The organism is Quatrionicoccus australiensis, from assembly GCF_020510525.1.
In the GTDB taxonomy this organism is placed as follows: Bacteria; Pseudomonadota; Gammaproteobacteria; order Burkholderiales; family Rhodocyclaceae; genus Azonexus; species Azonexus australiensis_B.
In genome coordinates this window covers 253,213-278,865 of sequence record NZ_CP075188.1, presented here as the reverse complement: position 1 = coordinate 278,865, position 25,653 = coordinate 253,213, and the positions used below count along the sequence as shown (strand labels likewise).

The 25,653-nt window shown below is 61.8% G+C and carries 25 protein-coding genes; 8 read left to right on the top strand and 17 right to left on the bottom strand.

Annotation, left to right across the window (positions count from 1 at the left end):
- Positions 1–72 precede the first annotated feature (72 nt).
- Positions 73–954 carry an HDOD domain-containing protein gene (locus KI612_RS01285; protein WP_226442045.1) on the top strand — a complete coding sequence of 294 codons (882 nt, stop codon included), beginning with the start codon at positions 73–75 and terminating at the stop codon, positions 952–954.
- A gap of 17 nt (positions 955–971) precedes the next feature.
- Here the strand turns inward: KI612_RS01285 and KI612_RS01280 are convergent, their stop codons facing one another.
- The 3 genes from KI612_RS01280 to KI612_RS01270 form a co-directional block, all read right to left on the bottom strand.
- Positions 972–2,126: a GGDEF domain-containing protein gene (locus KI612_RS01280; protein ID WP_226442044.1), complete on the bottom strand. Its 1,155-nt coding sequence runs from the start codon at positions 2,124–2,126 to the stop codon at positions 972–974.
- 172 nt (positions 2,127–2,298) lie between these two features.
- Positions 2,299–3,177: a pirin family protein gene (locus KI612_RS01275; RefSeq protein ID WP_226442043.1), complete on the bottom strand. Its 879-nt coding sequence runs from the start codon at positions 3,175–3,177 to the stop codon at positions 2,299–2,301.
- Positions 3,178–3,235: 58 nt separating this feature from the next.
- Complete coding sequence (locus tag KI612_RS01270; protein WP_226442042.1) at positions 3,236–3,835, bottom strand: FMN-dependent NADH-azoreductase; 600 nt, start codon at positions 3,833–3,835, stop codon at positions 3,236–3,238.
- Between the two features lie 135 nt (positions 3,836–3,970).
- On the opposite strand from KI612_RS01270, the gene KI612_RS01265 reads away from it, so the two are divergent.
- The 3 genes from KI612_RS01265 (at position 3,971) to KI612_RS01255 (ending at position 7,807) form a co-directional block, all read left to right on the top strand.
- Positions 3,971–4,873 (top strand): LysR family transcriptional regulator, encoded by a 903-nt coding sequence (locus tag KI612_RS01265; protein ID WP_226442041.1) that lies wholly within the window; start codon positions 3,971–3,973, stop codon positions 4,871–4,873.
- 97 nt (positions 4,874–4,970) lie between these two features.
- Positions 4,971–5,720: a class I SAM-dependent methyltransferase gene (locus KI612_RS01260; protein ID WP_226442040.1), complete on the top strand. Its 750-nt coding sequence runs from the start codon at positions 4,971–4,973 to the stop codon at positions 5,718–5,720.
- Entirely contained in the window at positions 5,720–7,807 is a 2,088-nt protein-coding gene (locus tag KI612_RS01255; protein ID WP_226442039.1) for a sensor histidine kinase, read from the top strand. Before KI612_RS01260 ends, KI612_RS01255 begins: the two co-directional genes overlap by 1 nt.
- Here KI612_RS01255 and KI612_RS01250 read toward each other — a convergent pair.
- Complete coding sequence (locus tag KI612_RS01250) at positions 7,777–8,439, bottom strand: response regulator transcription factor (protein ID WP_226442038.1); 663 nt, start codon at positions 8,437–8,439, stop codon at positions 7,777–7,779. The genes KI612_RS01255 and KI612_RS01250 overlap by 31 nt on opposite strands.
- Positions 8,440–8,526: 87 nt before the next feature.
- On the opposite strand from KI612_RS01250, the gene KI612_RS01245 reads away from it, so the two are divergent.
- Positions 8,527–8,988 (top strand): PhaM family polyhydroxyalkanoate granule multifunctional regulatory protein, encoded by a 462-nt coding sequence (locus KI612_RS01245; RefSeq protein WP_226442037.1) that lies wholly within the window; start codon positions 8,527–8,529, stop codon positions 8,986–8,988.
- Here KI612_RS01245 and KI612_RS01240 read toward each other — a convergent pair whose 3' ends face one another.
- On the bottom strand, positions 8,989–9,885 hold the full coding sequence (locus tag KI612_RS01240; protein WP_226442036.1) for an AEC family transporter: 897 nt from the start codon (positions 9,883–9,885) through the stop codon (positions 8,989–8,991).
- A gap of 97 nt (positions 9,886–9,982) precedes the next feature.
- On the opposite strand from KI612_RS01240, the gene KI612_RS01235 reads away from it, so the two are divergent.
- Both KI612_RS01235 and KI612_RS01230 read left to right on the top strand, forming a co-directional pair.
- A complete protein-coding gene (locus tag KI612_RS01235; protein WP_226442035.1) occupies positions 9,983–10,426 on the top strand; it encodes an NfeD family protein in 444 nt (147 codons plus the stop codon).
- A 12-nt stretch (positions 10,427–10,438) separates the two neighbouring features.
- Positions 10,439–11,305 (top strand): SPFH domain-containing protein, encoded by an 867-nt coding sequence (locus KI612_RS01230; protein WP_226442034.1) that lies wholly within the window; start codon positions 10,439–10,441, stop codon positions 11,303–11,305.
- Positions 11,306–11,328: 23 nt separating this feature from the next.
- On the opposite strand, the gene KI612_RS01225 is transcribed toward KI612_RS01230, so the two are convergent.
- The 10 genes from KI612_RS01225 to KI612_RS01180 all read right to left on the bottom strand — a co-directional run bounded on the left by KI612_RS01225 (position 11,329) and on the right by KI612_RS01180 (position 21,659).
- Positions 11,329–12,486, bottom strand: a complete 1,158-nt coding sequence (locus KI612_RS01225; protein ID WP_226442033.1) for a CaiB/BaiF CoA transferase family protein — start codon at positions 12,484–12,486, stop codon at positions 11,329–11,331.
- Complete coding sequence (locus KI612_RS01220) at positions 12,483–12,983, bottom strand: hypothetical protein (RefSeq protein ID WP_226442032.1); 501 nt, start codon at positions 12,981–12,983, stop codon at positions 12,483–12,485. The genes KI612_RS01225 and KI612_RS01220 overlap by 4 nt, the downstream gene beginning before the upstream one ends.
- A 13-nt stretch (positions 12,984–12,996) precedes the next feature.
- Positions 12,997–14,226, bottom strand: coding sequence for a phenylacetate--CoA ligase family protein (locus KI612_RS01215; RefSeq protein ID WP_226442031.1), 1,230 nt, complete (start codon positions 14,224–14,226; stop codon positions 12,997–12,999).
- A 212-nt stretch (positions 14,227–14,438) separates the two neighbouring features.
- A complete protein-coding gene (locus KI612_RS01210; protein WP_226442030.1) occupies positions 14,439–15,266 on the bottom strand; it encodes an ABC transporter ATP-binding protein in 828 nt (275 codons plus the stop codon).
- Between the two features lie 110 nt (positions 15,267–15,376).
- Positions 15,377–16,699, bottom strand: a complete 1,323-nt coding sequence (locus tag KI612_RS01205) for an ABC transporter substrate-binding protein (protein WP_226442029.1) — start codon at positions 16,697–16,699, stop codon at positions 15,377–15,379.
- Between the two features lie 42 nt (positions 16,700–16,741).
- Positions 16,742–17,818, bottom strand: a complete 1,077-nt coding sequence (locus KI612_RS01200) for a branched-chain amino acid ABC transporter permease (protein WP_226442028.1) — start codon at positions 17,816–17,818, stop codon at positions 16,742–16,744.
- A 16-nt stretch (positions 17,819–17,834) separates the two neighbouring features.
- On the bottom strand, positions 17,835–18,749 hold the full coding sequence (locus KI612_RS01195) for a branched-chain amino acid ABC transporter permease (RefSeq protein WP_226442027.1): 915 nt from the start codon (positions 18,747–18,749) through the stop codon (positions 17,835–17,837).
- Positions 18,750–18,761: 12 nt separating this feature from the next.
- Complete coding sequence (locus tag KI612_RS01190; RefSeq protein WP_226442026.1) at positions 18,762–19,544, bottom strand: ABC transporter ATP-binding protein; 783 nt, start codon at positions 19,542–19,544, stop codon at positions 18,762–18,764.
- Positions 19,541–19,690 (bottom strand): hypothetical protein, encoded by a 150-nt coding sequence (locus KI612_RS01185; RefSeq protein ID WP_226442025.1) that lies wholly within the window; start codon positions 19,688–19,690, stop codon positions 19,541–19,543. Before KI612_RS01185 ends, KI612_RS01190 begins: the two co-directional genes overlap by 4 nt.
- A 1-nt stretch (position 19,691) precedes the next feature.
- A complete protein-coding gene (locus KI612_RS01180) occupies positions 19,692–21,659 on the bottom strand; it encodes an AMP-dependent synthetase/ligase (protein ID WP_226442024.1) in 1,968 nt (655 codons plus the stop codon).
- A gap of 177 nt (positions 21,660–21,836) precedes the next feature.
- On the opposite strand from KI612_RS01180, the gene KI612_RS01175 reads away from it, so the two are divergent.
- Positions 21,837–22,511 carry a Crp/Fnr family transcriptional regulator gene (locus KI612_RS01175; RefSeq protein WP_226442022.1) on the top strand — a complete coding sequence of 225 codons (675 nt, stop codon included), beginning with the start codon at positions 21,837–21,839 and terminating at the stop codon, positions 22,509–22,511.
- Between the two features lie 109 nt (positions 22,512–22,620).
- Here the strand turns inward: KI612_RS01175 and KI612_RS01170 are convergent, their stop codons facing one another.
- Both KI612_RS01170 and KI612_RS01165 read right to left on the bottom strand, forming a co-directional pair.
- Positions 22,621–23,967: an HlyD family type I secretion periplasmic adaptor subunit gene (locus tag KI612_RS01170; protein ID WP_226442020.1), complete on the bottom strand. Its 1,347-nt coding sequence runs from the start codon at positions 23,965–23,967 to the stop codon at positions 22,621–22,623.
- Entirely contained in the window at positions 23,964–25,640 is a 1,677-nt protein-coding gene (locus KI612_RS01165) for a type I secretion system permease/ATPase (RefSeq protein WP_226442018.1), read from the bottom strand. Before KI612_RS01165 ends, KI612_RS01170 begins: the two co-directional genes overlap by 4 nt.
- Between the last annotated feature and the right edge of the window lie 13 nt (positions 25,641–25,653).

Below are 25,653 nucleotides of genomic sequence, written 5' to 3'. Positions count from 1 at the left end.
AGGCAGTTGCAGCGTGTGCGGGCAGGATGCCCTCGATCTCCGAATCGTTCGTTATCTCTGGAGGTTGTTGCCATGCTCAACGAAGCCGTCATCAATACCGAGGTTGCCGCCGACTCCGTCTCCGACATTCTCAAGACCATTTTCATCCCGCCCTGCCCCGTGGTTGTCGCTGCCCTGCTCAAGGAGGCGCGCTGTGCCGATGTCGATTTCAACAAGATCATCCGCCTGATCAGCGGCGATCTCAGTCTGGCGGCATCGATGATGAAGACGGCCAACTCGCCGATCTTTGCGCTGCGCAACAAGGTCGAGACAGTGCAGAAGGCGGCGGCCGTGCTCGGCTTGAAGAACATCCTGTGCATCGTCAACGGCCTGGCGCTGAAACGCTCGCTGTCATCGAACGGCGTCAGCATGGAACGTTTCTGGGAGCGTTCGAATTACCATGCCACCGTGTCGACCCGGCTGGCGCGGCGGGTGCCCGGCATCAGCCAGGAGGATGCCTACACCTTCGGACTGTTCCACGATTGCGGCATTCCCATCCTGATGCAGCGTTTTCCCGACTACAAGGAGACACTGCTCATCGCCAACCGCTCGGCCAAAGCCGTGTGGGAGACGGAAACCGAGCGGCATGGCACGGACCACGTAACGGTAGGCGCCATGCTGGCGCACAACTGGCACCTGCCGGAACTGATCGTCAAGGCGATCCGCATGCATCACAATTTCGAAATCCTCTCCGACAGCGCGTCGACCGTCAGCGACGAAGTGCGCGCCCTGACCGCGATCTCCCTGCTCGCCGACCACCTGATCGCGCGCTTCCTCGATGTGCCGGACGAAACGGAATGGATGGCGCACGGCACCGCCGCCCTCAACTACCTCAATTTCGACGAGGAAGAACTGGCCGAACTGCAGTGCGATGTCGAGGAAGATCTCAACACCATACGCCTCGATCGCAGCTGAACGACTGCGCGGCAGCCTCAGGTCGCCACGACGTCCTGGTCGGACCAGGCCATGACCCGGTTTCGCCCCGCCGCCTTGGCCTGATAGAGGGCTTCGTCGGCGCAACTGAGCATGTGCTCGATGGTATAGCCTTCGCTGGCGACGCCGATACTGACCGTGTTGACGACGGTTTCGCCGTCGATGCGCAGCGTTTGTCCGGCGCAGGCGCGACAGAGGCGCTCGGCCAGCACCATCGCCTCGCCGAGCGGCGTATCGGGCAGGAGCATGGCGAATTCTTCACCGCCCAGCCGGCCGCAGATATCGGATTTACGCCGGCTCTCCTTCAGTTGCACGGCCAGATGGCGGAGCACGGCATCGCCGATGGCGTGGCCGAAACGGTCGTTGATCTGCTTGAAATGGTCGGCGTCGATCATGACGACGCTGAGCGGCAAGCGCTTGCGTTCACAATAATTGGCCAGAACCTGTCCCTGCTCGAAAAAGGCCCGCCGGTTTTCCAGGCCGGTCAGTTCGTCGGTATGCGCCATCTGTTCGGCTTTCTGCCGGGCAGCCTCGAGGCGGTAGGTGAGCCGGAAATTATCGGCCTGGGCGGCAGACATCGCGTTACCGGCCTGGATCAGGACGCCGATGAACAACAGCGCGGCGACGCCGAGGCTGACTTCCATCGGCTGACCACAGGCAACAAACCATAGCGTCGTCGGCAGCAGAACACTGGTCATCGCCCCCATGACCATGTAGCGCCGCGCCGAGTAGTGCGAAAAGGCGCCGGCTGACATGCCGAGCAAGAAAAGAAATTCGACGAGGCGGTAGAGCAGCGTGCTTTCGCTGACAAACCACAGCATGCCCAGGCCCCAGAAGGAGGACGTGGCAAACAGCGTCAGGGCGTACGGCTTTTCCCAGTCGAGGATCTGCAAACCTTGCGGCTGGCACTTCCAGTATTGCCGGAACAGGGTGTAGCGGAGCATGCTGCAGAAGCAGAGCACGAACAACCAGCCGAGCAACAGTTCGTGCCGCACTTCGCCCCACAAGGTCTGGCAGACGATCGCGGCAACGAGAACGCTGATGTAAACCGCCGGAAAGGACTGCCGGAACAAAAGGTGCAGTTGATCGGCCCGGACGCGCAGCGCGAGATCGGGTGAAGCATCGTCAGGCAGTGATCGGGCAAGCGGGTGCATGGCGGGCGTCGCAAGGAAAGCGCCCGCCGGGGCGGAAAAACGGGCGGGCGAACGTACATTTGAGCCGATTGGCTTGGCGCTGTAAACCGCCCGCTCCGGCCCTATTCGCACGACATGCCGCACTTATTCGCGAGGCATGCCGCGGCTACCGGGCAGCAGCGACCGCATCGCCTTACAGCGCCTGCACCACTGCTGCCTCGAACTTGCCATCACGGTAGTCGCGCAGCGTCTGCTCGATCTGCTCGGCAGTGTTCATGACGAACGGCCCGTATTGAGCGATCGCTTCGTTGAGCGGCTGGCCGGCAACCAGGATCAGACGGCTGTCTTCCGCGGCTTCGACCCGCACACTGCCGGCACCGTCGTTAGCGAAAATGGCCATCTGGCGATCGTTGACCGTTGTCCCGCCGATATCGGCCCGGCCGCGATAGACGTAGGCGAAGGCGTTATGCCCGGCCGGGACCGCCTGCTCGAAATGGCTGCCGGCGGGCAGGTGGATGTCGAGGTAGAGCGGTTCGGTCACCGGGCGTTGTACCGCGCCGGCCGTGCCCTGGCTCTCGCCGGCGATGACGCGCACGTGCACGCCGTTGGCCGCGGTGTATTCCGGAATCGCATTCGCCGGAATATCGCGGTAATTCGGCGCAATCATCTTGTCGACCGCCGGCAGGTTGAGCCAGAGTTGGAAGCCTTCCATGAGGCCCGATTCCTGTTCCGGCAATTCGGAATGGATCAGGCCGCTGCCGGCGACCATCCACTGCGCGCTGCCCGGCCCGAGCAGGCCGCGGTTGCCGGCGCTGTCGTGGTGGCGCATGCGCCCGGCCAGCATGTAGGTGATGGTTTCGAAACCGCGGTGCGGATGATCGGGGAAACCGCCGATGTAGTCGTCCGGATTCTCGTTGCGGAACGCGTCGAGCATCAGGAAGGGATCGAGCCGGCGTTGCAGGTCCTGGGTCAGGACGCGGGTCAGGCGTACGCCGGCACCATCGGAAGTCGCCTTGCCGTGAACGAGACGCTCGACCTTGCGGAAGGTGTTTGCGGCATTTTGCGTGGTCATGTTGGTACTCCTTGTGGCTGGCCGGCGGGCAGGTTTCCCTGCCCGTTCAGACCGGGAATCAGGCAAAAAGTTGGTCCAGATGCGCATCGGCTTCGGCAAAGGCCTTGGCAGCCGATTCGGCGCCCATGGCCAGGCCTTCGGCGTAGATGAATTCGACGTCGCTCAGACCGAGGAAGGCAAGCACGCTCTGCAGGTAAGGCACCTGCGAGTCGGCCGGGGTGCCGCGGTAGAGACCGCCACGGGCCAGCGCAACGTAAACCTTCTTGCCTTTGAGCAGGCCTTCCGGACCGTTCTCGGTGTAGCGGAAGGTGACGCCGGCGCGGGCGATGGCATCAATCCAGGTCTTCAGTTGCACCGGCACGCCGAAGTTGTACATCGGCACGCCGAGCACGATGACGTCGCTGGCCTGGACCTGGGCGATCAGCGCATCGTCGAGGGCGACGCGCGCCGCCTGTTCCGGCGAGCGCTGTTCGGCCGGGGTGAACAAGGCACCGAGAGCCGGCTCGTCGAGCACCGGATGCGGCTGGGCGGCGAGGTCACGCAGTTCGACGACGGCTTGCGGGTTGGCAGCGAGCAGGCGGGCGGTGACGGCATCGGCCAGACGGGTCGAGTTGGCACCGGCAGAACGGGCACTGGCGTTGATTTGCAGGATTTTCATGATCTTTTCTCCGTTGAGGTTGGCTTTCCGGGTCGGTCAGGCCGACACCATGGAACAGATGATATTGACAACAATATCGCACCGGAAGCCGTCGGATTGGGTATCATTATTCCATTAATGAACCAATAAGCTGCCATGAGCCTGGATGCCAACGACCTGCTGCTGTTCGCGCTGATCATGGAGACGGGCAGCTTCGCGCGTGCTGCCGAACGCGCCGGCCTGCCGAAATCGACGCTGTCGCGCCGCCTGACCGCGCTCGAGGCCAAGCTCGGCGAGCGCCTGCTGACGCGTAGCACGCGCCGCCTCAGCATCACCGAGTTCGGCGAACGCATTCTCGAGCATGCCAAGCGTCTGCTTGAGGAAACCGAGGCAGCGACGGACATTGCCCAGCATCGCCAGGCCATGCCGCGCGGTGTGCTGCGCGTCTCGATGCCGCCCGATTTCGTCGAGCTGGACCTGACCCGCCTGCTCCTGCAATACGCTGCCGCTTACCCGGAAGTACGGCTCGAACTCGACCTGTCGCCGCGCCGCGTCGACCTGCTGGCCGAACGCTTCGACATCGCCATCCGCGCCGCCAGCCGCCTGCCCGACGACAACGCGCTGGTCGCCCGCCAGCTCTGCCAGATGCACAACGGCCTCTATGCCAGCCCGGCCTATCTGGCGCGCTACGGCGAGCCGACGACACCGGCCGACCTGACCAGTCACATCGGCCTCGGGCTGATTGGCGGCAATGGCGATGCCGTAGCCTGGCGCCTGACGCGCGGCAACGAAACCTGGGAAGGCACGCCGAACGGCCCGCTCGCCGCCAACTCACCCGGCCTGCAACGCGACCTGGCGGCGCACGGCATGGGCATCGTCGGCTTGACCGACCGTTTTGCCGAAAACCTGGTCGCCCAGGGCCTGCTCAAGCGCATCCTGCCCGCGTGGCAGTTGCCCGGCATCACCATCTGGTGCGTGACCCCCGGCCGCCGCCTGCTGCCGGCCCGGACCACCGCCTTCATCGACCTGTTGCGCAGCGTCCTGAATGCCGGTGCATAAATCAGCCCGGCCAACGGTCGACCGTCGCAGAACGGCAAAAACCGGTTGCCATGCCGCAAACCTGATCGTGCCGGCATATTTCCCTTAGAATCGCGCCATGTCTGCCACTCCCCAACGCCAATTCGCCCTGCAAGGGGCCGCTGTCATTCTCGTCCTGTCGCTCGCCTGGCCCTACTTTGGCTGGCAGGTCGGCGCCATTCCCTGGCTGGAAACCAGCCTGGCGATCGGCGGCGTGGCCTTCATCTTTGCGACCCTGTCGCGGCAGCCATGGTGGTGGCGTGTCATGCACGCCGGCTTCATGCCGCTGATCTGGCTGACCCAGGGGCTGAATATCGAACCAGGCTGGTTCCTGCTCGCTTTTGTGCTGCTTTTGCTGGTTTACCGTGGCGCCCTGTCCGGCCAGGTACCGCTCTACCTGTCCAACCGGCAGACCGTACAGGCGCTCGCCGACCTGCTCGCCGAACGCGGCCCTGGCCGCTTTCTCGATCTCGGTTCCGGCCTTGGCAGCACCACGGTGCCCTTGGCCGACCACCTGCCGGACAGTCATTTCACCGGTTATGAGAACGCACCGCTGACCTGGCTGGTCGGCCGCGTGCTCAGCCTCGGCCGGCCCAACATCCAGTGGCGCTGGGACGATCTCTGGCAGGCAAAGCTGGGCGACTACGACGTGGTTTACGCCTTCCTCTCGCCAGCCCCGATGGAAAAACTGTGGCACAAGGTCGAGGCCGAAATGGCGCCGGGCAGCCTGTTCATCAGCAACACTTTCCCGGTGCCCGGCCGCGCTCCCGACCGCGTCATCGAAGTCGACTGCACGCCGCCCCGGCCGCTGTACTGCTACCAGCGCTGATGCTCAAGAGAAAGCCGGAAACCCTCGCCCTTATCGTTGCCCTGATCGGCACGCTGATCGTTCTTTTCGTCTTTCTCACCGACCTGCTGCTTGCCCGCCATCGCGACACCGAGGCTGGCGAACGTCGCCTGCAACACTTCGGCATCATGATGGCCGAACACACGGCACGCGCCTTCGAAGCCGTCGATGTACTGCTGCGCGAAATGGCCGTCGACCTGTCGAACAACCGGCGCAACTGGGAAAAATGGGAAGCCAGCCAGGGCTGGGAATATGTTGCCCAGCGCCACTCGCGCGCCATGCCGCAATTGCGCGACCTGATCATCTTCGACCGCAATGGCGACCAGCGCTTCATCTCGACCTATTTCCCGACACCGCACGTCAACGTCCAGGACCTCCCGTATTTCGAGGCCATCGCCAACGGTGCCGAATCAGCCACCTACGGCCCTTACGTCGGGCGCAACTCGGGCCGCTACATTTATGCCGTCGGCCATCGCATCACCGGTGAAAACAACAGCTTCAGCGGCATTGCCTTTGCTGCCATCGAGCCGAGCTATCTGCAGGATTTCTGCTGGTCGAACCGGCTTTCCGATGACTTCGAGGCCGTACTGATCAATGCCAAAGGCCAGATCATCGCCTCCTGCCGTCCGACCGACCTGAGCCGCCTGTCGCCCATCCTCGGCTCGATCGCGGCCGACACGCTGTTCAATGGCCAGTTGCGTGGCCATGTCCCGGAAACCGGTCAGGCCAGCGGCAACGACCTGCTGATCTCGGTCTCGCCGGTACCCGGCTTTGCCGATCTGCGCATCCTCACCGCGATTCCGGAAAGCACCCTGCTCGCCAGCTGGAAGAGCCGCCTGATCGAGCTGAGTACGCTCGCCGTGCTCGTCGCCACCGTCCTTCTGGTCGGCGGCCTGCTGGTCCGGCGCCAACTGCGCGAAATGGCCGCCCTGACCGCCGAACTCGCGGCCGGACATGAACACCTGGAAGCGCGCGTGCGCACCGCAACGGTTGAACTGGCCGGACAGAAGGACACGGCCGAACGCGCCAATCGGGCCAAGAGCCGCTTTCTTGCTGCCGCCAGCCACGACTTGCGGCAACCGTTGCACGCCCTGTCGCTGTTTGCCGCCGACCTCCAGCGCCAGGTGCGCAATGGCACGACCGAGGCGCTGCCCCGGCTGGCCGAACAGATCTCGACCTCGACGGCGATGCTCGGCGAACTGCTCGATTCACTGCTCGACATTTCGCGCCTCGATGTCGTCGGCATCAAGCCGGAAATCCGGCTGTTCCCGCTCGGCCCCCTGTTCGAACGCCTTGCCAATTCGAGCCGGCGGGCAGCCGTCGACCGCAAGCAGACGCTGCGTTTCCGGCCCACCCTCCTGTGGCTGGAGTCGGATCCGGTGATGGTCGAGCGGATCATTGCCAACCTGGTCTCCAACGCCCTGCGCTACACCCCGCCCGGCGGTCGCGTGCTGGTGGCCGCCAGACAACGCGGCGAAGAGGTACTGATCGAGGTTCGCGACAACGGCATGGGGATCGCCCCGGAACACCAGGCAGCGATCTTTGCCGAGTTTTACCAGGTCGGCAACGCGGCACGCGAGCACAACAAGGGACTCGGCCTCGGCTTGTCCATCGTCGACCGGCTGGCCCGCGTTCTCAACGCCAGCATCGTCCTGAATTCGCGTCTGGGCGGCGGGACAAACTTTGCATTGCGCGTGCGCGGCGGACGGCCGGCCCATGAGCCGGTCGAACCCAGGCCACAAACGGCCGGCAAGGTATTCTGCATCGGCAGTTCGCCGGCCATGCTCGAATGCATCGCCCTGGCCGAACACTGGGATTACGAGATCACGCATACCGATGGCGGCGGCGACGACATCCTGCCGCGCCATTCGGTCATCATCGCCGACGCCGAACTGGCCGACGATGTCGCCCGGGAACTGACCGCCGACACGCAACTGATCGTCCTGGTCAAGGACGCACAGGCCAGCGTGCCGCCCGGCGCCCACGCCCTGCCCCTGCCGGTTCGCCCGGCCAGGTTCAGGGCCCTGCTAGGCCAGCTTCAGAAGACGCTTTCGAAATCGACGCCATAACGGGCGACGGCGACCAGCGCCTGGGTCCGGCTGGTCACCCCGAGCGCCTTGAAAACTGCGGTCGCATGGATTTTCACGGTGCCTTCGGACAACTGCAACTGCTCGGCGATATCACGATTCGACAGGCCACGCACCATCAGCGCCAGGACCTGGGCCTGACGATCGGTCAGACCGATTTCATCGGGGCGCACGCTGACCTTGGACGGCGGGACCGGCTTGGCGTCATCGAGACGGGCACCGACCTGTCCGCAGGGACGGAACAGGTTGCCGGCAAGGATTTCGCGCACCGCGGCAAGCAGCGCCTCGCCGGAAAAAGCCTTGGGAATGAAACCGGACGCCCCGAGATTCATCACGCGCGTGACGGTCGGCGTGTCATCAAAGGCCGAAACCACGGCCACCGGCATCGCCGGGTAGCGGCGGCGCAGGATGTCGAGACCGGCAAAACCGTCAATGCCGGGCAAGGCCAGGTCAAGCAGGACCAGATCGAATTCACCTTCGCCATCGAGCACGTTGAGCGCCGACTCGAAATCGGCCGCCTCGAAGACCTGCGCCCCCTCTTCAATCTGCCCGAGCAGGCGCACCAGACCTTCGCGCACCAGAGCATGATCTTCCACGACAAGTAACTTCAGCATTCTGACCCCCTTATCAACGGGCGCTAATTTAGCATTTTGCATGACGAAGTGGTTTAAGATGATGAAATCCACCCCGAGGAGAGACACATGGCAAACGATCAAAACAACGACCCGCTCGGCTTCATGCGCAACATGTGGGGCAACATGGGCTTTTCGCTGCCGGGCATGGTGGCACCGACCTTCGACGTCGACGAACTCGACAAGCGGATCAAGGACATGAAGGCGGTCGAAGGCTGGCTGCGCATGAACCTGTCGATGCTGCAAATGACCATCCAGAGCCTGGAAATGCAACGCACCACGGTGTCGACCGTACAGGCCATGGGCCAGATGGCAAGCGAAGCTGCCAAGTCGATGGCTGCCGGAGCTCCGGAAGAAGCGCCAGCGGTCGACCCGGCCCAGGGCGGCTTTTCCGAAGCCGCAATGTGGCCCTGGCAGATGATGCAGCAGATGCGCGAGCAACTGCAGCAGACTGCCGAAGCGGCGACCCAGGCAAGCGCCGAAGCGAAGCCGGCCGAAAAGCCGGCCAGCCGGCGCAGCAAGAAAGACTGATCAGCCGAGCAGATACGCTGCCCACAGGGGCAGCGTCAGCATGGAACCGAGCGTCGTCGCGGAAATCAGCCAGGCGACGCTCTTGCCGTCCCCGCCCATGCGCATCGCCAGAATGTAGGCCGACGAAGCGGTCGGCAAGGCGGCAAACAACACCACCACCTGGTAATTGAGCCCGGCCAGCCCGAAGTACTGCCCGACAAAGACGGCAATCAGCGGCAGGGCGAGCAACTTGACGGCAAGCAGCCACAAGGAAAAGCCGCGCACGCCGGGCGAACTTTCCAGACGCAACGCCGCGCCAACGGCGATCAAGCCGAGCGCAATCGAGGCATCGGCCAGGCGGCCCAGAAATGCCTGTACCGGCGCCGGCGGCACGAAGCCGGCGAGATTGAGCAGGAAGCCGGCGAAGGTGCCCCAGATCAGCGGATTGCGCGCCACTTCCCGCCACAGGCCGGATTCGCCATGGCGGGCCAGCATCCACACCGAAACCAGATTGACCACCGGCACGGCGGTGCCGACGATCAAGCCCATGGTGGCAATGCCCGGCGAGCCGAACAGCATGCCGGCGACGGCCAGTGCGATGTAGGAATTGAAGCGGTAGCCGCACTGGAAGAGCGAGGCAAAGGTCAGCGGCGGCAGACGCGAGAACAGCTTCGGCAACAGGCCGAGCAGCATCGCCCCGGCCATCGCAATGAAAGCCGTGGCCAGCAGGGGAAGCGCCGCGCCGAGATCGAGCCTGGTCTTGATGATGGCGTTGATCAGCAGAGCCGGAAACAGGATGAAATAAACCAGCTTTTCGACCCCGTTCCAGAAATGGTCACCGAGATGCATCCAGCGCCGGATGGCGGCGCCAAGCAGGATCAGCGAAAAGTCGGGAAGCAGGAGCAGGGCGGTGTTCATGCGGTCATTTTATGGCTTGCCACGCCCCGCGCCAAAACACTTTGCCGCTTGACCTGCCCCGGCAAACCCGAAATACTCGCCACCACAGGAGAGAAAAATGACTTTCGAATGGTGGATGTGGATTGTTGGCGGCATCACGCTGATCATCGCCGAACTCGCGATCCCGGCTTTTTTCGTCATCTGGTTCGGGCTCGGTGCGCTACTCGTCGGCCTGCTCATGCTGCTGTTTCCTGAACTCTCGGCAACCGCCCAGGTCGCCACCTGGACGCTGGCCTCGCTGGCGCTGGTCATCCTCTGGTTCAAGGTATTCAAGCAGAGCTTTCAGAAGACCCGCATCGGCACCGCAGATGGCGAGGTCATCGGCGAAGTCGGCCTGCTGGTCGGTGCGGTTGCCCCCTTCGCGCGCGGCAAGGTGCGTTTCCAGCGCCCCCTGCTTGGTTCCGAAGAATGGGCTTGCATCGCCGATGCGGCGATCGCAGCCGGCGAACGGGTGCGCGTCGTAGCCGTCGAAGGTAGTTTTCTCAAGGTCAGCAAGGCTTAAGGAGTCGGAAAAATGGAATTCAGTGCCGGTTTTGTCGTCGTTCTCGCCCTCCTGGCCTTTGCTGTCGTCACCATCGCCAAGGGCGTGCGCATCGTGCCGCAGGGCGAGGAGTGGATCGTCGAACGCCTGGGGAAATACCATGGCACCCTCAAGCCCGGTCTCAACATCGTCATCCCCTATCTCGACAAGGTGGCCTATCAGCTGGTCACCAAGGACATCATCCTCGACGTCCAGGAACAGGAAGTGATTACCCGCGACAACGCGGTGATCCTGACCAATGCCATCGCCTTCATCAAGGTCACCGATCCGGTCAAGGCGGTCTATGGCATTACCGACTTCTCCGAAGCCATCCGCAACCTGATCATGACCACGCTGCGCTCCATCGTCGGCGAAATGGAGCTCGACGAGGCGCTGTCATCGCGCGACAAGATCAAGGCCCGGCTGCGCGAAAGCATTGCCGACGAAGCGGTCGACTGGGGTTTGACGGTCAAATCCGTCGAGATCCAGGACATCAAGCCCTCGGAGTCGATGCAGCGCGCCATGGAAATGCAGGCCGCCGCCGAGCGCGAGCGCAAGGCCGTGGTGATCCGGGCGGAAGGCGCCAAGCAGGCGGCCATTCTCGAAGCCGAAGCGCGCCTCGAATCCGCCAAGCGCGATGCCAACGCCCAGGTCATGCTGGCCGAAGCCTCGGCCGAGGCAATCCGCCGCATCACCGCGGCGATCGGCGACCAGACCGGACCGATGTCCTACATGCTCGGTGAAAAATACATCCAGGCACTGGAACGCATGGGCGAGAAAGACAACGCCAAGGTCGTCGTGCTGCCGGCCGACTTGCAGGAAGCAGTGCGCGGCCTGTTCGGGCGGGCCAGCGGGCGCTGAGCAGCTAGAGCCGCCCGCCCCGCCTAGGCGACTGAAACTGCGCCGAGAGCGACCAGGCGCGCGATTTCCTCGCTCGACAGCCCCAGATCCAGCAGGCGCTGCTGCGTATGCTCGCCGAGCAGCGGCGGCGGACTCTGAATACTGCCAGGCGTACGGGAAAAGCGCGGCGCCGGTGCCGGCTGGCGCACACCGGCAATATCGACAAAGGCCTCCCGCGCCTGATTGTGCGGATGCAACGGTGCGTCCTGCATGGACAGGACCGGCCAGACACAATCGTCGGTGTCATCGAACACTTGCTCCCAGTGCGCGCGCGGCGCACTGGCAAAGATTGCAGCCAGGCGCTGCTTCATGACCGGCCAGCGCATCGTGTCGTATTGCTGCCCGCTGAAGTCCGGATCACTCGCCAGGCCCAGCCGCTCGAGAAAAGTCCGGTAAAACTGCGGCTCAAGCGGACAGACGCTGATCCACTGCCCATCGGCACAGGCGTATACGTCGTAAAACGGGGCACTCGAATCAATCGCGCACTTGCCCTGCCACTCGCCCAGCGCGTCGAGATTGAACAAGCCATGGGCAAGCACCGCAGCCCCCTCGCACATCGCCGCGTCGATGACCTGGCCCTGGCCGCTGCTGCGGGCCTCGATCAGCGCACAGGCAATTCCCCAGGCGAGCATCAGTCCGCCACCACCCATATCGCCGATCAGGGTCGGTGGGGCCCACGGCGCGCCACCATGGCGACGCCCGGTATCCAGCACACCGGCCAGTGCCGCGTAATTTGCATCATGGCCAGCCCGGGCGGCAAGCGGACCGCTTTGGCCCCAACCCGTCATGCGGCCGTAGATCAGACGCGGGTTGAGCGCCAGACAGGTGTCCGGCCCGAAACCCAGTCTTTCCATGACGCCGGGACGAAACCCTTCGATCAGCACGTCGGCCTCGCCAATCAGCTGCATGACCAGGGCCTTGGCTTCCGGATTCTTGAGATCGATGCACAGGGATTTCTTGCCTCGATTGGCTACCGCCTTGTGCCCCCCGCCAAACAGTTGCGAGGCGAACGTGCCTCCGGCCCGCTCAAGCAGCGTGACTTCCGCCCCCATGTCGGCGAGCAGCATGCCGCAGAATGGACCGGGACCGATCCCGGCAAACTCGACGACCTTGATGCCGGCCAGCGGCCCCGAACCGCTCACGGCTCGCAAACGCCGAGCAGATCGGCTTCGAGTTCGATTTCCATGCCTTTTTCCAGCTTGCGGTCGATGAAATTGCCGCGATAGAGGCGACCGGCATTGGCCATCTTGACCGCATGCGGCGTCTCCCAGCTGTCGACGCGGATACGCACGACGCCGAGCTGTTCGTCGCGTTCGGGCACATTGGGCGAGACGCAGGGATAGGCCAGCGCATGCCGGTTGAATTCATCACGGCTGTATTGCTTCATGCTCTTGCCCGGCACCTGCGGGCAGACGCCGAGATGACGCGTGCGCACCTCGGCAGAGATGACCTTGCCCTTCAGGTAGAAGAGCGGCTCGGTCACCACCCAGCCGCTGCCACCCTCTTCGTAGATGACACAACTACCGGCTTGCAGCAGTTCGGGCTGCTTGAACAACAGGCGGGCCGACGGCCGCAGCGCCGTCTCTTCGGCCAGGGCTGGCGTTGCCAGCAGGGCCAGTACAACAAGAAATGATTTCATGGGAAATGCCCGGTCAATAGACCCGGCTATCTTCAATCACCTTGCCGTCATTGGGCAAGCCCCCCGGCGCACTAAAGGCCACTTCACCGCGCAACTTGGTGACTTCGCGCAGGCTGGCGACCAGCGCCTTGTCCAGTTCGGGATTGCCCAGCGCGGTTTCGCAATGCAGCACCATGCGATCCTGGCCGCCCGGATTGTCCACTACCAGACGCATGCGGCCAATTTCCGGATGCCGCCTGGCGAGATCGGCCACCTGCTCGGGATGCACGAACATGCCCTTGACCTTGGTCGTCTGGTCGGCCCGGCCGAGCCAGCCCTTGAGCCGGATATTGCTGCGCCCGCAAGGCGAACGGCCGGGCAGGATGGCGGAAAGGTCGCCGGTGGCGAAGCGGATCAGCGGATAGTCGGGGTTGAAGGTGGTCACGACGACCTCGCCGACTTCGCCCGGCGCCACCGGGTCGCCGGTACCCGGCCGAACGATCTCGACGAGCAGTTCCTCTTCGACGACCAGGCCTTCTTCAGCCTCGGTTTCGTAGCCGATGGCGCCGATGTCGGCCGTCGCATAGCACTGGCGCACGCTGATGCCGCGCTGGCGCAGCCAGTCACGCGTCACGCCCGGCAGCGCTTCGCCGGAGACACAGGCCTTGCGCAGGAAGCTGATATTCGCCCCCAGTTCCTCGGCCTTCTCGACAATGATGCGCAGGAAGGATGGTGTGCCGACATAGCCTTCCGGTTTCAGATCGAGCATCGCCTGCACCTGCTGTTCGGTCTGGCCGGTGCCGCCGGGAAACACGGCGCAACCGAGCTTGCGCGCCCCGCCCTCGAAAATGAAGGCACCCGGCGTGAAGTGATAGGAAAAGCAGTTATGGATCAGGTCGCCATCGCGAAAGCCGGCCGCATACAGCACGCGCGCCATGCGCCACGGATCGATGTCCTTGCCCTGGATTTCGTAAATCGGCCCGGGCGAAGCAAAGACACGCTTCGCCTTGTGCCGCGGCAGCGAATTGAGACCACCGAAGGGCGGCGTCTTCTTCTGCAAGTCGATCAGGTCGCGCTTGCGGGTCAGCGGCAGTCTGGCGAGCGCCTCGCGCGTCGTGCATTCATAGGGATTCACCCCGGCCAGCGCCTGGAAATAATAATGCGTCGTTTCCTTGGCATGCGCCACCTGGCGCGCCAGCTTGTCCATCAGATCGGCCTCGCGCTCATCCGGATCGCGGGTTTCCAGCGGATCGTAGTAACTCATCTTGGTTTTCTCCGTTTTTGCGCGGTCGACCGTCTAGATTCAATGTTTTTTACAACGCAAACCTCGGACATGCCCGAGCTTGCAGAGAGGCAGAGTTTCCCCAACGCTCATCCATGACGGCAAAGTAGCAGACAGGAGCAAGGCGGAGGGTGGCGCCGTTTGCTCCTGCAAACAAGCCACCCGACAACGCCGCGCCGGGCTGCGCACTGCTGTCATGACAGCCAGCGTTTGCGACGACGGTAATGCTTTACGTCTTTGAAGGATTTGCGCCCGGCGGAAGACAAGCCGAGGTAGAACTCCTTAACATCCTCATTGGTTCTGAGATCCTCGGCATCCCCCTCCATCACCACCCGCCCGTTTTCCAGGATGTAGCCGAAATCGGCATATTTCAGCGCGACCATGGTGTTCTGCTCCGCCAGCAAAAAGCTGACGTTCTCGCGCGAATTCAGGTCCTTGACGATCTCGAAGATCTCTTCGACGATCTGCGGCGCCAGGCCCATCGACGGTTCGTCGAGCAGGATCATTTCCGGCTTGGCCATCAGGGCGCGGCCGATCGCACACATCTGCTGCTCGCCGCCCGAGGTGTAGCCGGCCTGCGAGGTGCGCCGCGTCTTCAGGCGCGGGAAGTAGTGATAGACCTTCTCCAGGCTGTCCTTCAGTTCGGCCCGCGAGATCGAGCGCGTGTAGGCACCGGTCAGCAGGTTTTCCTCGATCGAGAGGTGGCCGAAGCAGTGCCGCCCTTCCATGACCTGGATGACGCCGCGCTTGACCAGCTCGTTCGGGGTCAGCTGGTCGATGCGTTCGCCCTTGTATTCGACCGAGCCCTTGGTCACATCGCCACGTTCGGCATGCAACAAGTTGGAGATGGCTTTCAGCGTCGTCGACTTGCCGGCGCCATTGGCGCCGAGCAGGGCAACGATTTTCCCCTTGGGGACATTCAGCGACACGCCCTTGAGCACCAGGATCACGTGGTCGTAGATGACCTCGATGTTGTTGATGGCAAGGTAGTTGTCGGCGGCGGTAGTGGTTTGTGTGTTCATGGCAGTCCCGGTGTTCAGGATCGAGGATCGAGGGGCTAGAGCTGTTAGCTATGGTTCGCGCCAGCGGCGCGCAAGCTTTGGCTCGATCCTCGATCCTGAATCCTCGATCCTTACTTCTCCTTGGAGCAATCGCGCGGCGTGATGCCCTTTTCCTTGGCGTACTGCTTGGCAGAGGCCTGGAACAGTGGGTGGATCAGCGCCTTGTTGCCCTCGATCCAGCCGGAGATCGGCACCCACTTGGCGCCATCCCATTGCTGGATCTTCACCTTGCCCGAACCTTCGTGGTTGTCGCAGGAGGTCTTGATTTCCGGCAGCAGGTCGGTGGCGCCCAGCGCTTTCAGGCGGGCATCGTTGATGTTGAGGTTTTCCAGCGCCCAACGCGTCTGCTCACCGGTCAACGCCTTGCCCTTGCCATATTTCTCCTGGCCCTTGCGAATCGCCTCGACCGACAGCACCGCTGCCGACACGCCACGGTTGTAGAGGATGGTGCCGATCTTGGCCTTGTCCTGCAGGTTGCCCTTGCCGGCGCCATAGACCACCTTCTCGATGTCGGCGATCACCGGCACCTGCTTGCCGGCGACGTTCCAGGTCGCCGCCATGTAGCCCTTGGCGGCATCGCCGGCCGGCACGACGTCTTCTTCGGAGCCGGTCCACCACGAGCCGATCATCTTGTCACGCGGGTAAGCGACCTTCTGGGCGGCCTTCAATGCCGTCTGGTTCATCACACCCCAGCCCCAGAAGACGACGAAATCCGGCTTTTCCTGGCGGATCTTCAGCCACTGGGCACCCTGCTCGTTGCCCGGGTGGGCGACCGGAATCTGCACCAGCTGGAACTTGTTCAGCGCGGCTTCGGCTTCCATCGCGATGATGGCTTCCTTGCCGTAGGCGGAGTCGTGATAGAGGTAAACGATCTTCTTGCCCTTGAGATCGCCGCCCATCTTTTCCTTGACGAACTTGACGATGGCCGAGGCCTGCATCTGGTAAGTCGTGACCAGCGGGAAGGCATAGGGGAAGACAGAACCGTCGACGGCATCGGTGCGACCGTAACCCATCATGGCGAGCGGCAGCTTGTCCTGCGCCGATTTGTCGATCAGGGCATAGGAAATGCCGGTGGACATGGTGTGGATCGGACCGGCCGACTTGGCGGCCTTGCCCTTGAGGCGCTCATAGCACTCGACGCCCTTGGCGTTGTTGTACTCGGTTTCGCATTCCTCGTAGGTCAGCTGGACGCCATTGACGCCCTTTTCCTTCAAATTGACATAGTTCAGGTAGTCGATGAAACCACCGTAAAAGGACTGACCGTTGGCACCGTAAGGGCCGACGCGGTAGCCGGGAATCGGGAAGAACTGCTCTTCGGCAGCGGCAGCGCCTTGCGAGAGCATGGCCAGGGAAAGCGCAACAACACTCAGGGCGGGTTTGAAGCTTTTGATCATGGTTTTGTCTCCTCTAGTTATTGAATTACAGACCTTCCCGCCTCAATGGGGGAAAGGCCACAGGCGCAACTTTTCCTTCGCGATCTGCCACAAGCGGGCCAACCCGTGCGGCTCGACGATCAGGAAAAACATGATCAGCGCCCCGAACACCAGAATCTGGATGTGCGACACGGTAGCGCTGGAAAACGGCAGGCCGAACAGTTCGGCAAAGAACGGCAGGGCAACGTCGAGAAAGATCGGCAGCAGCAGGATGAAGGCGGCGCCGAGGAAACTGCCCATGATCGAACCGACACCACCGATGATGATCATGAACAGGATCTTGAAGGACATGTCGAGCGAGAAGCCGTCCGGCTCGACCGAACCGAGGTAGCAGAAGGCATAGAGCGCGCCGGCCACGCCGCAGTAGAAGGAACTGATGGCAAAGGCGAGCAGCTTGGTCGGCATCAGCTTGATACCGATCACCGACGCTGCCACGTCCATGTCGCGCACCGCCATCCAGGCCCGGCCGGTGGTCGAGCGCACCAGGTTCTTGGCAGCCAGCGCCATGACGACGACGATGCAGAGCACGAGCAGGTATTTCTCGACCGGCGTAGTCAGTTCGTGACCGAAGATGATCAGTTGTTGCGTCGAAATCACGCCGGACGACGAGTTGTTCGACAGCCACGGAAACTTGGTCAGGCACCAGACGATGAAGAACTGCGCCGCCAGCGTCGCCACCGCCAGGTAGAAGCCCTTGATGCGCAACGATGGCAAGCCGAACAGGATGCCGACGCCGGCAGCGGTCAACCCCGCCAGAGCGAAGGAAACCAGGATGGGAATGCCTTCGACGCGCAACTGAAAGTTGTAGGCAGCGTAGGCGCCGACCGCCATGAAGGCGGCCGAACCGAGCGACAACTGGCCGGCATAGCCGGTCAGGATGTTCAGCCCGAGCGCGGCGAGCGCGAAGATCAGGAAGGGAATCAGGATGGCCGAGAACCAGTATTCGCTGGCAAACATCGGCACCCCGAGAAAGGCGACGGCAAGCAGCACAAGCACGCCGATCCGGTCCTGGCGGATCGGAAAGAGCTGCTGGTCGGCGGCGTAGGTGGTCTTGAATTGACCGGCTTCACGGTAAAGCATGTTGTTCTATCCTCTCTTACACGCGGTCGATGTGCTTCTCGCCAAACAAGCCTTCCGGCCGGACAAGAAGGAACAAAAGAGCCAGCACATACGGGAACCAGCCTTCGATGCCGCCGAAATTGCCGCCGAACAGATCCTGCATGACCGGCGGAATGTAGATTTCCGCCAGCTTTTCCGAGGCACCGATGATCAGGCCGCCGACGATGGCGCCCGGCACCGAGGTGAAGCCGCCAAGGATCAGCACAGGCAGCGCCTTGAGTGCAGTGAAAGTGAGCGCAAACTGCACGCCATTGCGGGCGCCCCACATCATGCCGGCAACCAGGGCGACGAAACCGGCCACGCCCCAGACGATCGCCCAGATGTGCTGCAGCGGAATGCCGATCGACAGCGCTGCCTGATGGTCATCCGCCACCGCGCGCAGGGCCCGGCCGATGCGGGTGTACTGGAAGAACAGGGCGAGTGTCGCGACCAGCACCGCAGCCACACCGGCCGCCACGAGGTCGAACTTGGAAATCACCATGTTCCAGTTGTCGAGAATCCAGGGAATCGGCTCATCGACAATGCCCAGTTCCAGCGCGCGCGGATCGCTGCCGAAAATCATCGGTGCCAGGCCCTCGATGAAGAAGGCGAGACCGATGGTCGCCATGAATAGCGAAATCGGCGGCTGGTTGACCAGTTTGCGCAGCACGAACTTTTCGGTGGCAATGCCGAACAGGGTCATGATCGCGAAGGCAAGAATGATCGCCAGCCAGAGCGGCGCGCCCTTCTCGATGCAGCCGACGACCGACAGCGCCGCCATGTAGACCATCGCGCCCTGGGCAAAGTTGAAGACGCCCGAGGCCTTGTAGATCATCACGAAACCGAGGGCGACCAGGGCGTACATGACACCGCTGAGCAGACCGCCGATCAATACTTCCAGAAAGAAATTCATCTCGCCCGCTCCTCAGTGACCAGCGCCCAGATAGGCCTTGATCACGTCCTCGTTGTTCTTCACTTCATCCGGTACGCCGTCGCCGATCTTCTTGCCGTAATCGAGCACGACGACGCGGTCGGAGATATCCATGACGACGCCCATGTCGTGCTCGATGAGCACGATCGTCGTCCCGAACTGGTCATTGACGTCGAGGATGAAGCGGCACATGTCCTGTTTCTCTTCGACGTTCATGCCGGCCATCGGCTCGTCGAGGAGCAGCATCGACGGCTCGGCAGCCAGCGCGCGACCGAGTTCAACGCGCTTTTGCAGGCCGTAGGGCAGTCGACCGACCGGCGTCTTGCGGATGTGCTGAATCTCGAGAAAATCGATGACCTCTTCCACCTTCTTGCGGTGTTCGAGCTCTTCGTTCTTGGCCCGGCCGAACCACAGCGCATGCTCGATGAAGTTGGCCTTCATCTTGGTGATACGTCCGGTCATGATGTTGTCGAGCACCGTCATGCCCTTGAACAACGCGATGTTCTGGAAGGTGCGCGCGATGTTCTGCTGCGCCGCCATGTGCGGTTCCATCTTCTTGCGCTCGTTGCCGTGCCAGAAAATCTTCCCTTCCTGCGGGTGATAGACGCCGTTGATGACATTGAGCATCGAGCTCTTGCCGGCGCCGTTCGGACCGATGATGGCGCGGATTTCGTGCTCGCGGACGTTGAACGAGATATCAGTCAGCGCCTTGACGCCGCCGAAGCGCAGGGAAATGTTCTGCAGGTCGAGAATGACCTCGCCGATTCTCTTGCTCATGCCGGCAACCTCACCACGAAATAGGTCACCGCGTAAATGAAGGCCGAGACCACGAATACCGAGGCGAACGAAAAGATGATCTCGCGCCGGCTGGCCTCGCTCTGCCGCTGCACGGCGCCGACCGGGTAGTTGTTGCGTGCTGTCATGTCAGGCCACCTTTTGTACTATCGGGAAGGTTTTCGCATCGAGAATCTTCAGGTCGGCGGAAATCTTGCCGCGTCGACCGTCCTCGAACTTGACCTCGGTTTCGATGAACTGGTTGCTCTTGCCCGCGTAGAGGGCGTCGATCAGCACCTTGTATTTTTCGGCAACGAAATTGCGCCGCACCTTGCGGGTTCGGGTCAGCTCATCGTCGTCCGGATCGAGCTCCTTGTGCAGGACAAGGAAGCGGTGGATCTGCGAATCGGCCACCATGCTGTCATGCACCAGGTCGGCATTGATCTGTTCGACGCATTCGCGGATCAGCTCGAGCACTTCCGGCTTGCCGGCCAGATCGGCATAGCCGGCATAGGAAATGCCGCGCCGCTCGGCCCAGTTGCCAACCGCGCCGACATCGATATTGACGAAGGCGCAGACCATGTCACGGTCGTGACCGAAACAGACGACTTCCTTGATGTGCTGGAAGAACTTCAGCTTGTTCTCGATGTAGTTGGGCGCAAACATCGCGCCGTTCGACAACTTGCCGACGTCCTTGGCGCGGTCGATGATCTTCAGGTGACCATCCTCGTCGAGGAAGCCGGCATCGCCGGTCATGAAATAGCCATCGGCGTTGATCGACTCGGCGGTGGCATCCGGGCGCTTGTAGTATTCCTTCAACAGCATCGGCCCCTTGACCAGCACCTCGCCATTGTCGGCAATCCTGATTTCGACGCCGGGCGCCGGTTGACCGACCGAATCGAACTTGATGTGGCCATCCGGCTGCAGGCAGACATAGGCGCAGGTTTCGGTCTGGCCGTAGAACTGCTTCAGGTTGATGCCCATCGAACGGTAGAAACGGAACAGCTCCGGCCCGATCGCCGCGCCGGCCGTATAGGCGACACGGATGCGGCTCATGCCGAGCACGTTGCGCAGCGGACCGTAGACCAGCAGATTGCCGAGCCAGTACTGCAGCCGGTCACCCAGACCGACCGACTTGCCGTCGAGGATGTCGGCGCCGCAGCGCTTGGCCACCGCCATGAAGTGGTGGAACATTTTCTGTTTCAGCTTGCCGGCATCTTCCATGCGGATCATCACCGAGGTGAGCAGGCTCTCGAAAACGCGTGGCGGGGCGAAATAGCAGGTCGGGCCGATCTCGCGCAGGTCGGACATCACGGTGTCACCGGACTCCGGACAATTGATCGTGAAGCCGGCAACCATCGCCTGCGCATAGGAAAACAGGTGATCGCCGACCCAGGCCATGGGCAGGTAGGAGAGGATGTCGCCGTCCGCCCCCAGCTTGTCGACCGCGACACCACCCTGCGCCGCGGCGATGAAGGCAGCGTGCGTCTGGCAGACGCCCTTCGGCTTGCCGGTTGTGCCCGAGGTGTAGAGCATCACCGAGACGTCGTCGTAATGTCCCTGCTCGACTTCGGCATTGAGGAAGTCGGCGTGGTTGCGATCATGCACGCGGCCCATTTCCATGAGTTCATGGATGTCGTGCAGGAAGGGCTGGTTGTAGTGGCGCATGCCGCGCGGATCGTCGTAGATGATGTGGGCGAGGTCAGGCACCTGGTCGCGCACTTCGAGCATCTTGTCGACCTGCTCCTGATCCTCGACGACGACGAAGCGGATGCCGGCGTCCTGCAGCACGAACAGCATCTCGCCGGCCACTGCATCCTGGTAGAGCGGTACCGGCACGCCACCCAGACACTGGGCGGCGCTCATCATCATGTAGAGATGCGGCCGGTTGTCGCCGATGATCGCCAGGTTGTCGCCGCGCTTGAAACCGAGCGCGGCCAGACCGCAAGCCAGCGCACGCACGCGCTCGGCCACGTCGAGCCAGGTCCACGTTTGCCAGATGCCGAGATATTTCTCGCGCATCGCCGGCGCCTGCGGACGGACCTGGGCATGATGGAACAACAGCCGCGGGAAGGTATGCAAACCGTCCACTGCGGCGAAATTCGCCTGCTTGGGCATTTCTTGTCTCCTCCGCCGCGACTCATTGTTCGCGGTCTAACGTTCGTTTGACTCATTGGGCTACTGCTGCCTTACGCAGACCTTGCAACAGGACAGTCAATGCACCGATAGTCGCGAGCCAGTGTATGCAAGCCCCCGACGTATAATTGTCATCCTGCGGACAATCCGGAAAATAAATTGAAAAATGCTGAGGAACTGCTGCGCACCTCGCTCTGGGGGCAAGCGCTGAGCGCCGAGGAAATGGAACGCGCCCTGGCCGGCACGACCGAACGGACTTTTGCCGCCGGCGCCTTCATCTGCATGAAGGGCGAACCGGTCGATTACTGGATGGGGCTGATCGACGGCCTGGGCAAGATGGCCAGCCACTGGACCACCGGCAAGACCACTTCGCTGACCGGCATCAGTTCCGGCGCCTGGTTCGGCGAAGGCTCGATGCTCAAGCGCGAGCCGCGTCGCTACGACGTCATGGCAATCCGCGAGAGCCGCGTCGCCTTCATGAACCGCAACACCTTCAACTGGTTGATGGATCACAGCATTCCGTTCAACCGCTACCTGATCGCACAACTGAATGAACGTCTCGGCCAGTTCATCGGCATGATCGAGAACGAGCGCATGCTCGATACCGACGCCCGCATCGCCCGCGGTTTGGCCGCCTTGTTCAACCCGGTGCTTTATCCGGGCACCAACCGCCTGCTGCAGATTTCCCAGGAAGAACTCGGCTACCTCGCCGGCGTCTCGCGCCAGCGCGCCAACCAGGCGCTCAAGGTGCTGGAAGATGCCGGGCTGGTGCGCAGCGAATACGGCGGCATCAACGTGCTCGACCTCGAAGGTCTGCGCAGCTTCGGGGATTGAGCAAGGGATCCCCGAAGCGATTCAGGCCATGACCAGGCAAGGAAGAACGGCAACCCGCTCACCTCCCCGTCGTGCAATCGATCGAAGAAGCAGGTCGATCCGTCTTGCGCTATCTCTCCCGGAAGGCCCGGTACATCGACTGGCTGATGGGATCGAAGAAGTAGCCCAATGCAGAGCGACTGCGCGAACGCATGTAAGCCTCGACCGGCATCCCCGCCTGTAACTCACCGATATTGGCAGCTTTCAGAGCTTTTTCATCCAGGCGGACTCGCGCCAGATAGTAGTAACCGCCTTGCCCGCTCGGCTCGGCTAGCGCATCCGCCGAGATATAAGTCAGAACACCCGGCATCAATGGTGTCGTCCGTTGCTGGAATGCCGACAGCCGCACCTCCGCCAGCATTCCGACATGAAGATCCGAAACCGAATCAATTGGCAGTTTCAATTCCGCCACCAGCTCTTGACCGCGCGGAACCACTTCCATCAGAACTTCGCGAGGTCCGACACTGGCCCCCAAGGTATGCACCTTGAGATCGACCACAATACCGTCAACAGGCGAAACGACCTGTTGCCGTTCCTGTGCGTCAAGAGCCGGCTTAACCCTCTGCATTACGTCATTCAGACGGTCGTTGGATTCCTTCAACTCGCTCGCGGCCCCTTCGCGATAGGCACTCCTCAAGCCTTCGATCCGAAACTTGAGATCACTTTGCTTTTGCCTGGCCCGAGCTAGGTCAGCTTCATGCTCAGCTTGGCGCGATGCGTAGTCCGCTTCCGAACGATCGAGAGCAAGCATGCGGGTCGGAGAAATAAATCCCTTGTCGAGCAAACCGCGATTGGCCCTGACTTCATCACGCATGGACTTGAGACCAGCCCGATCGGCTACAATCTGACGCTCGGTCGCCGCCATTTCTTCCTCCGCCTCCCGGATCTGTCGGGAAAGAATCTCAACTTGCTGTTTCAGGGCAAAACGCCGCTGGGTAAAGAGGTCCTTTTCCTTGCGCTGCATTTCCTGCACCTGCGGTTTGCCGAGACCTGCCAAAAAGGTCTTGGGCCAGACAATACTCGACAACATTTCACGCTCAGCCGTCAAACGGGCATTTTTCGCCAGCTCGGAAAAATACTGCTGCTCAAGCATGTCGAAAGAAGCGGAAACTCGTAGATCCTCAATCACAAGCAGAACCTGGTCCTTGTGAACTTCGTCGCCATTTTTTACCAGAATGGATTTTACGATGCCGCCTTCCTGGTGTTGCACAACCTGGCGATAGCTATCGACCTTGAGCAAACCGCGGGCAACCACCGCGCTATCCAGCGATGCCATAACCCCCCAGACAAGGATGACAACCAGACTGGAAAGGGCCAGCAAGGCACCAACGCGCCCCCATTTCCTGACTTCCCGCAATTCCGGCAACTCGTCCGGACTGGTTGATGTAGGGCGTACCCAAGATTGAATCAGCTTCACCTTAATCCCCGTACAGCAGGAGTTACCGGCGCCAGTTTGGCAACGATTTCTTGCCTTGGCCCAAAAGCGGTAACCATCCCTTCCTTCAAGATCAACAACTTGTCGGCCATAGCCAGCAAACTTGGCCGGTGACATACCATCACCACGGAAATCCCCGACTCCTTCAAGCGCCTGAGTGCTGAAAGCAATGCGGCATCGCCTTCGGCATCCAGACTCGCATTCGGCTCATCAAGAACGATCAGCCGAGGCTTGCCGTACAGGGCACGCGCCAAGGCAACACGCTGCCTCTGCCCGCCGGACAAGTTTTCACCATTGCTCCCGACCTCGGTGGCATAGCCTTCGGGCAGATTGAGGATCAAATCATGCACGCCCGCAAGTTGCGCAGCAGCAATAACCGCGCCATCGTCAGGCTCCCCCATGCGAGCGATGTTATCCGCCACCGACCCCGGAAACAGCTCGATATCTTGCGGCAGATAGCCCACCTGGCATCCGAGAAGGGCGGGATCCCACTGGTCGATCTCCGCACCATCCAAGCGGACAGCGCCTGACTGCGGCTTCCAGACACCAATCAATACGCGTACCAAGGTAGACTTTCCCGAACCGCTCGGGCCGATGACACCAAGAAACTCCCCGGCGGCCAGTTGGAAACTGACATTTTTCAAAAGAGGCGGCTGGCCTACCCTGATGGCAAAAAACACTTTTTCTAGCAAGACATCACCGCGTAATGCGGGAAGCTCGACACCACGCAAGACTTCGTTCTCTTCGGCAAAAGCTTCCTGCAATCGTCCGTAGGCGGCCTTGGCCTCACCAATCAGCTTCCAGTTGGCAATCAATTGCTCCACGGGAGCCAGGGCCCGGCCAAGGATCAAGGTCACGGCCATCATCACGCCGGGGGTTACATGCTGATCGATCACCAGATAGGCACCGGCCGCAAGCATCATGACCTGAATCAGTTGCCGGGCAAAGCGCGACCCCCCCGAAAGCCATGCCGTCCGGCGTGCCAGGTCGTTCTGCATCTGCAGCGCCTTACGGTTATAAGTCCCCCAACGCTCGACCACATTGCCATGCATCCCCAGTGCCTTCACAACCTCGGCATTTCTCGAACCAACATCGATAAACCGGCCGGCACGTCGGGTCGCATCCTGAATCGCCTCGAGCGGCTTCTGCGTCATTTTGAAATTAAGCAGGGCAAGACCGACCAGAAGACAGGCCGAAATCACAGCCATGGCCCCCAACAACGGATGGAAGAAAAAGATGATGAGGATGAAGAAAGGCAGCCACGGCGCTTCAAGCACAGCCAGAATGCCGGGCCCGGCAAAAAAGTTGCGCAGGATACCGGCATCGCGTGTCAGATAGGTCAACTTGCCGCGCGTCGGCGCAGCCGCATCCTCCAGTACCCGGCGCATGACCGGCACACCCAGCAGGCGGTCCAGCCAGGTACCGATGCTGTTTAAAAGCCGGGCCCGTGTCCACTCGATCACAAAGTAAAGAAACAGCATGATGACGGTGATCACCGTCAACCAAACCAATGTTTCATTGCTGCGACTGGTAAATACCCGGTCAAACACCTGCAGCATGTAGAGGGTTGGCGCCAACAGCAACAGGTTCAAAAAGAAACTGATAACCCCTGCCTGCAGCAGTACGGGCCGATAGGTTTTTAGAAACTCATGCATTAAATCATTACTT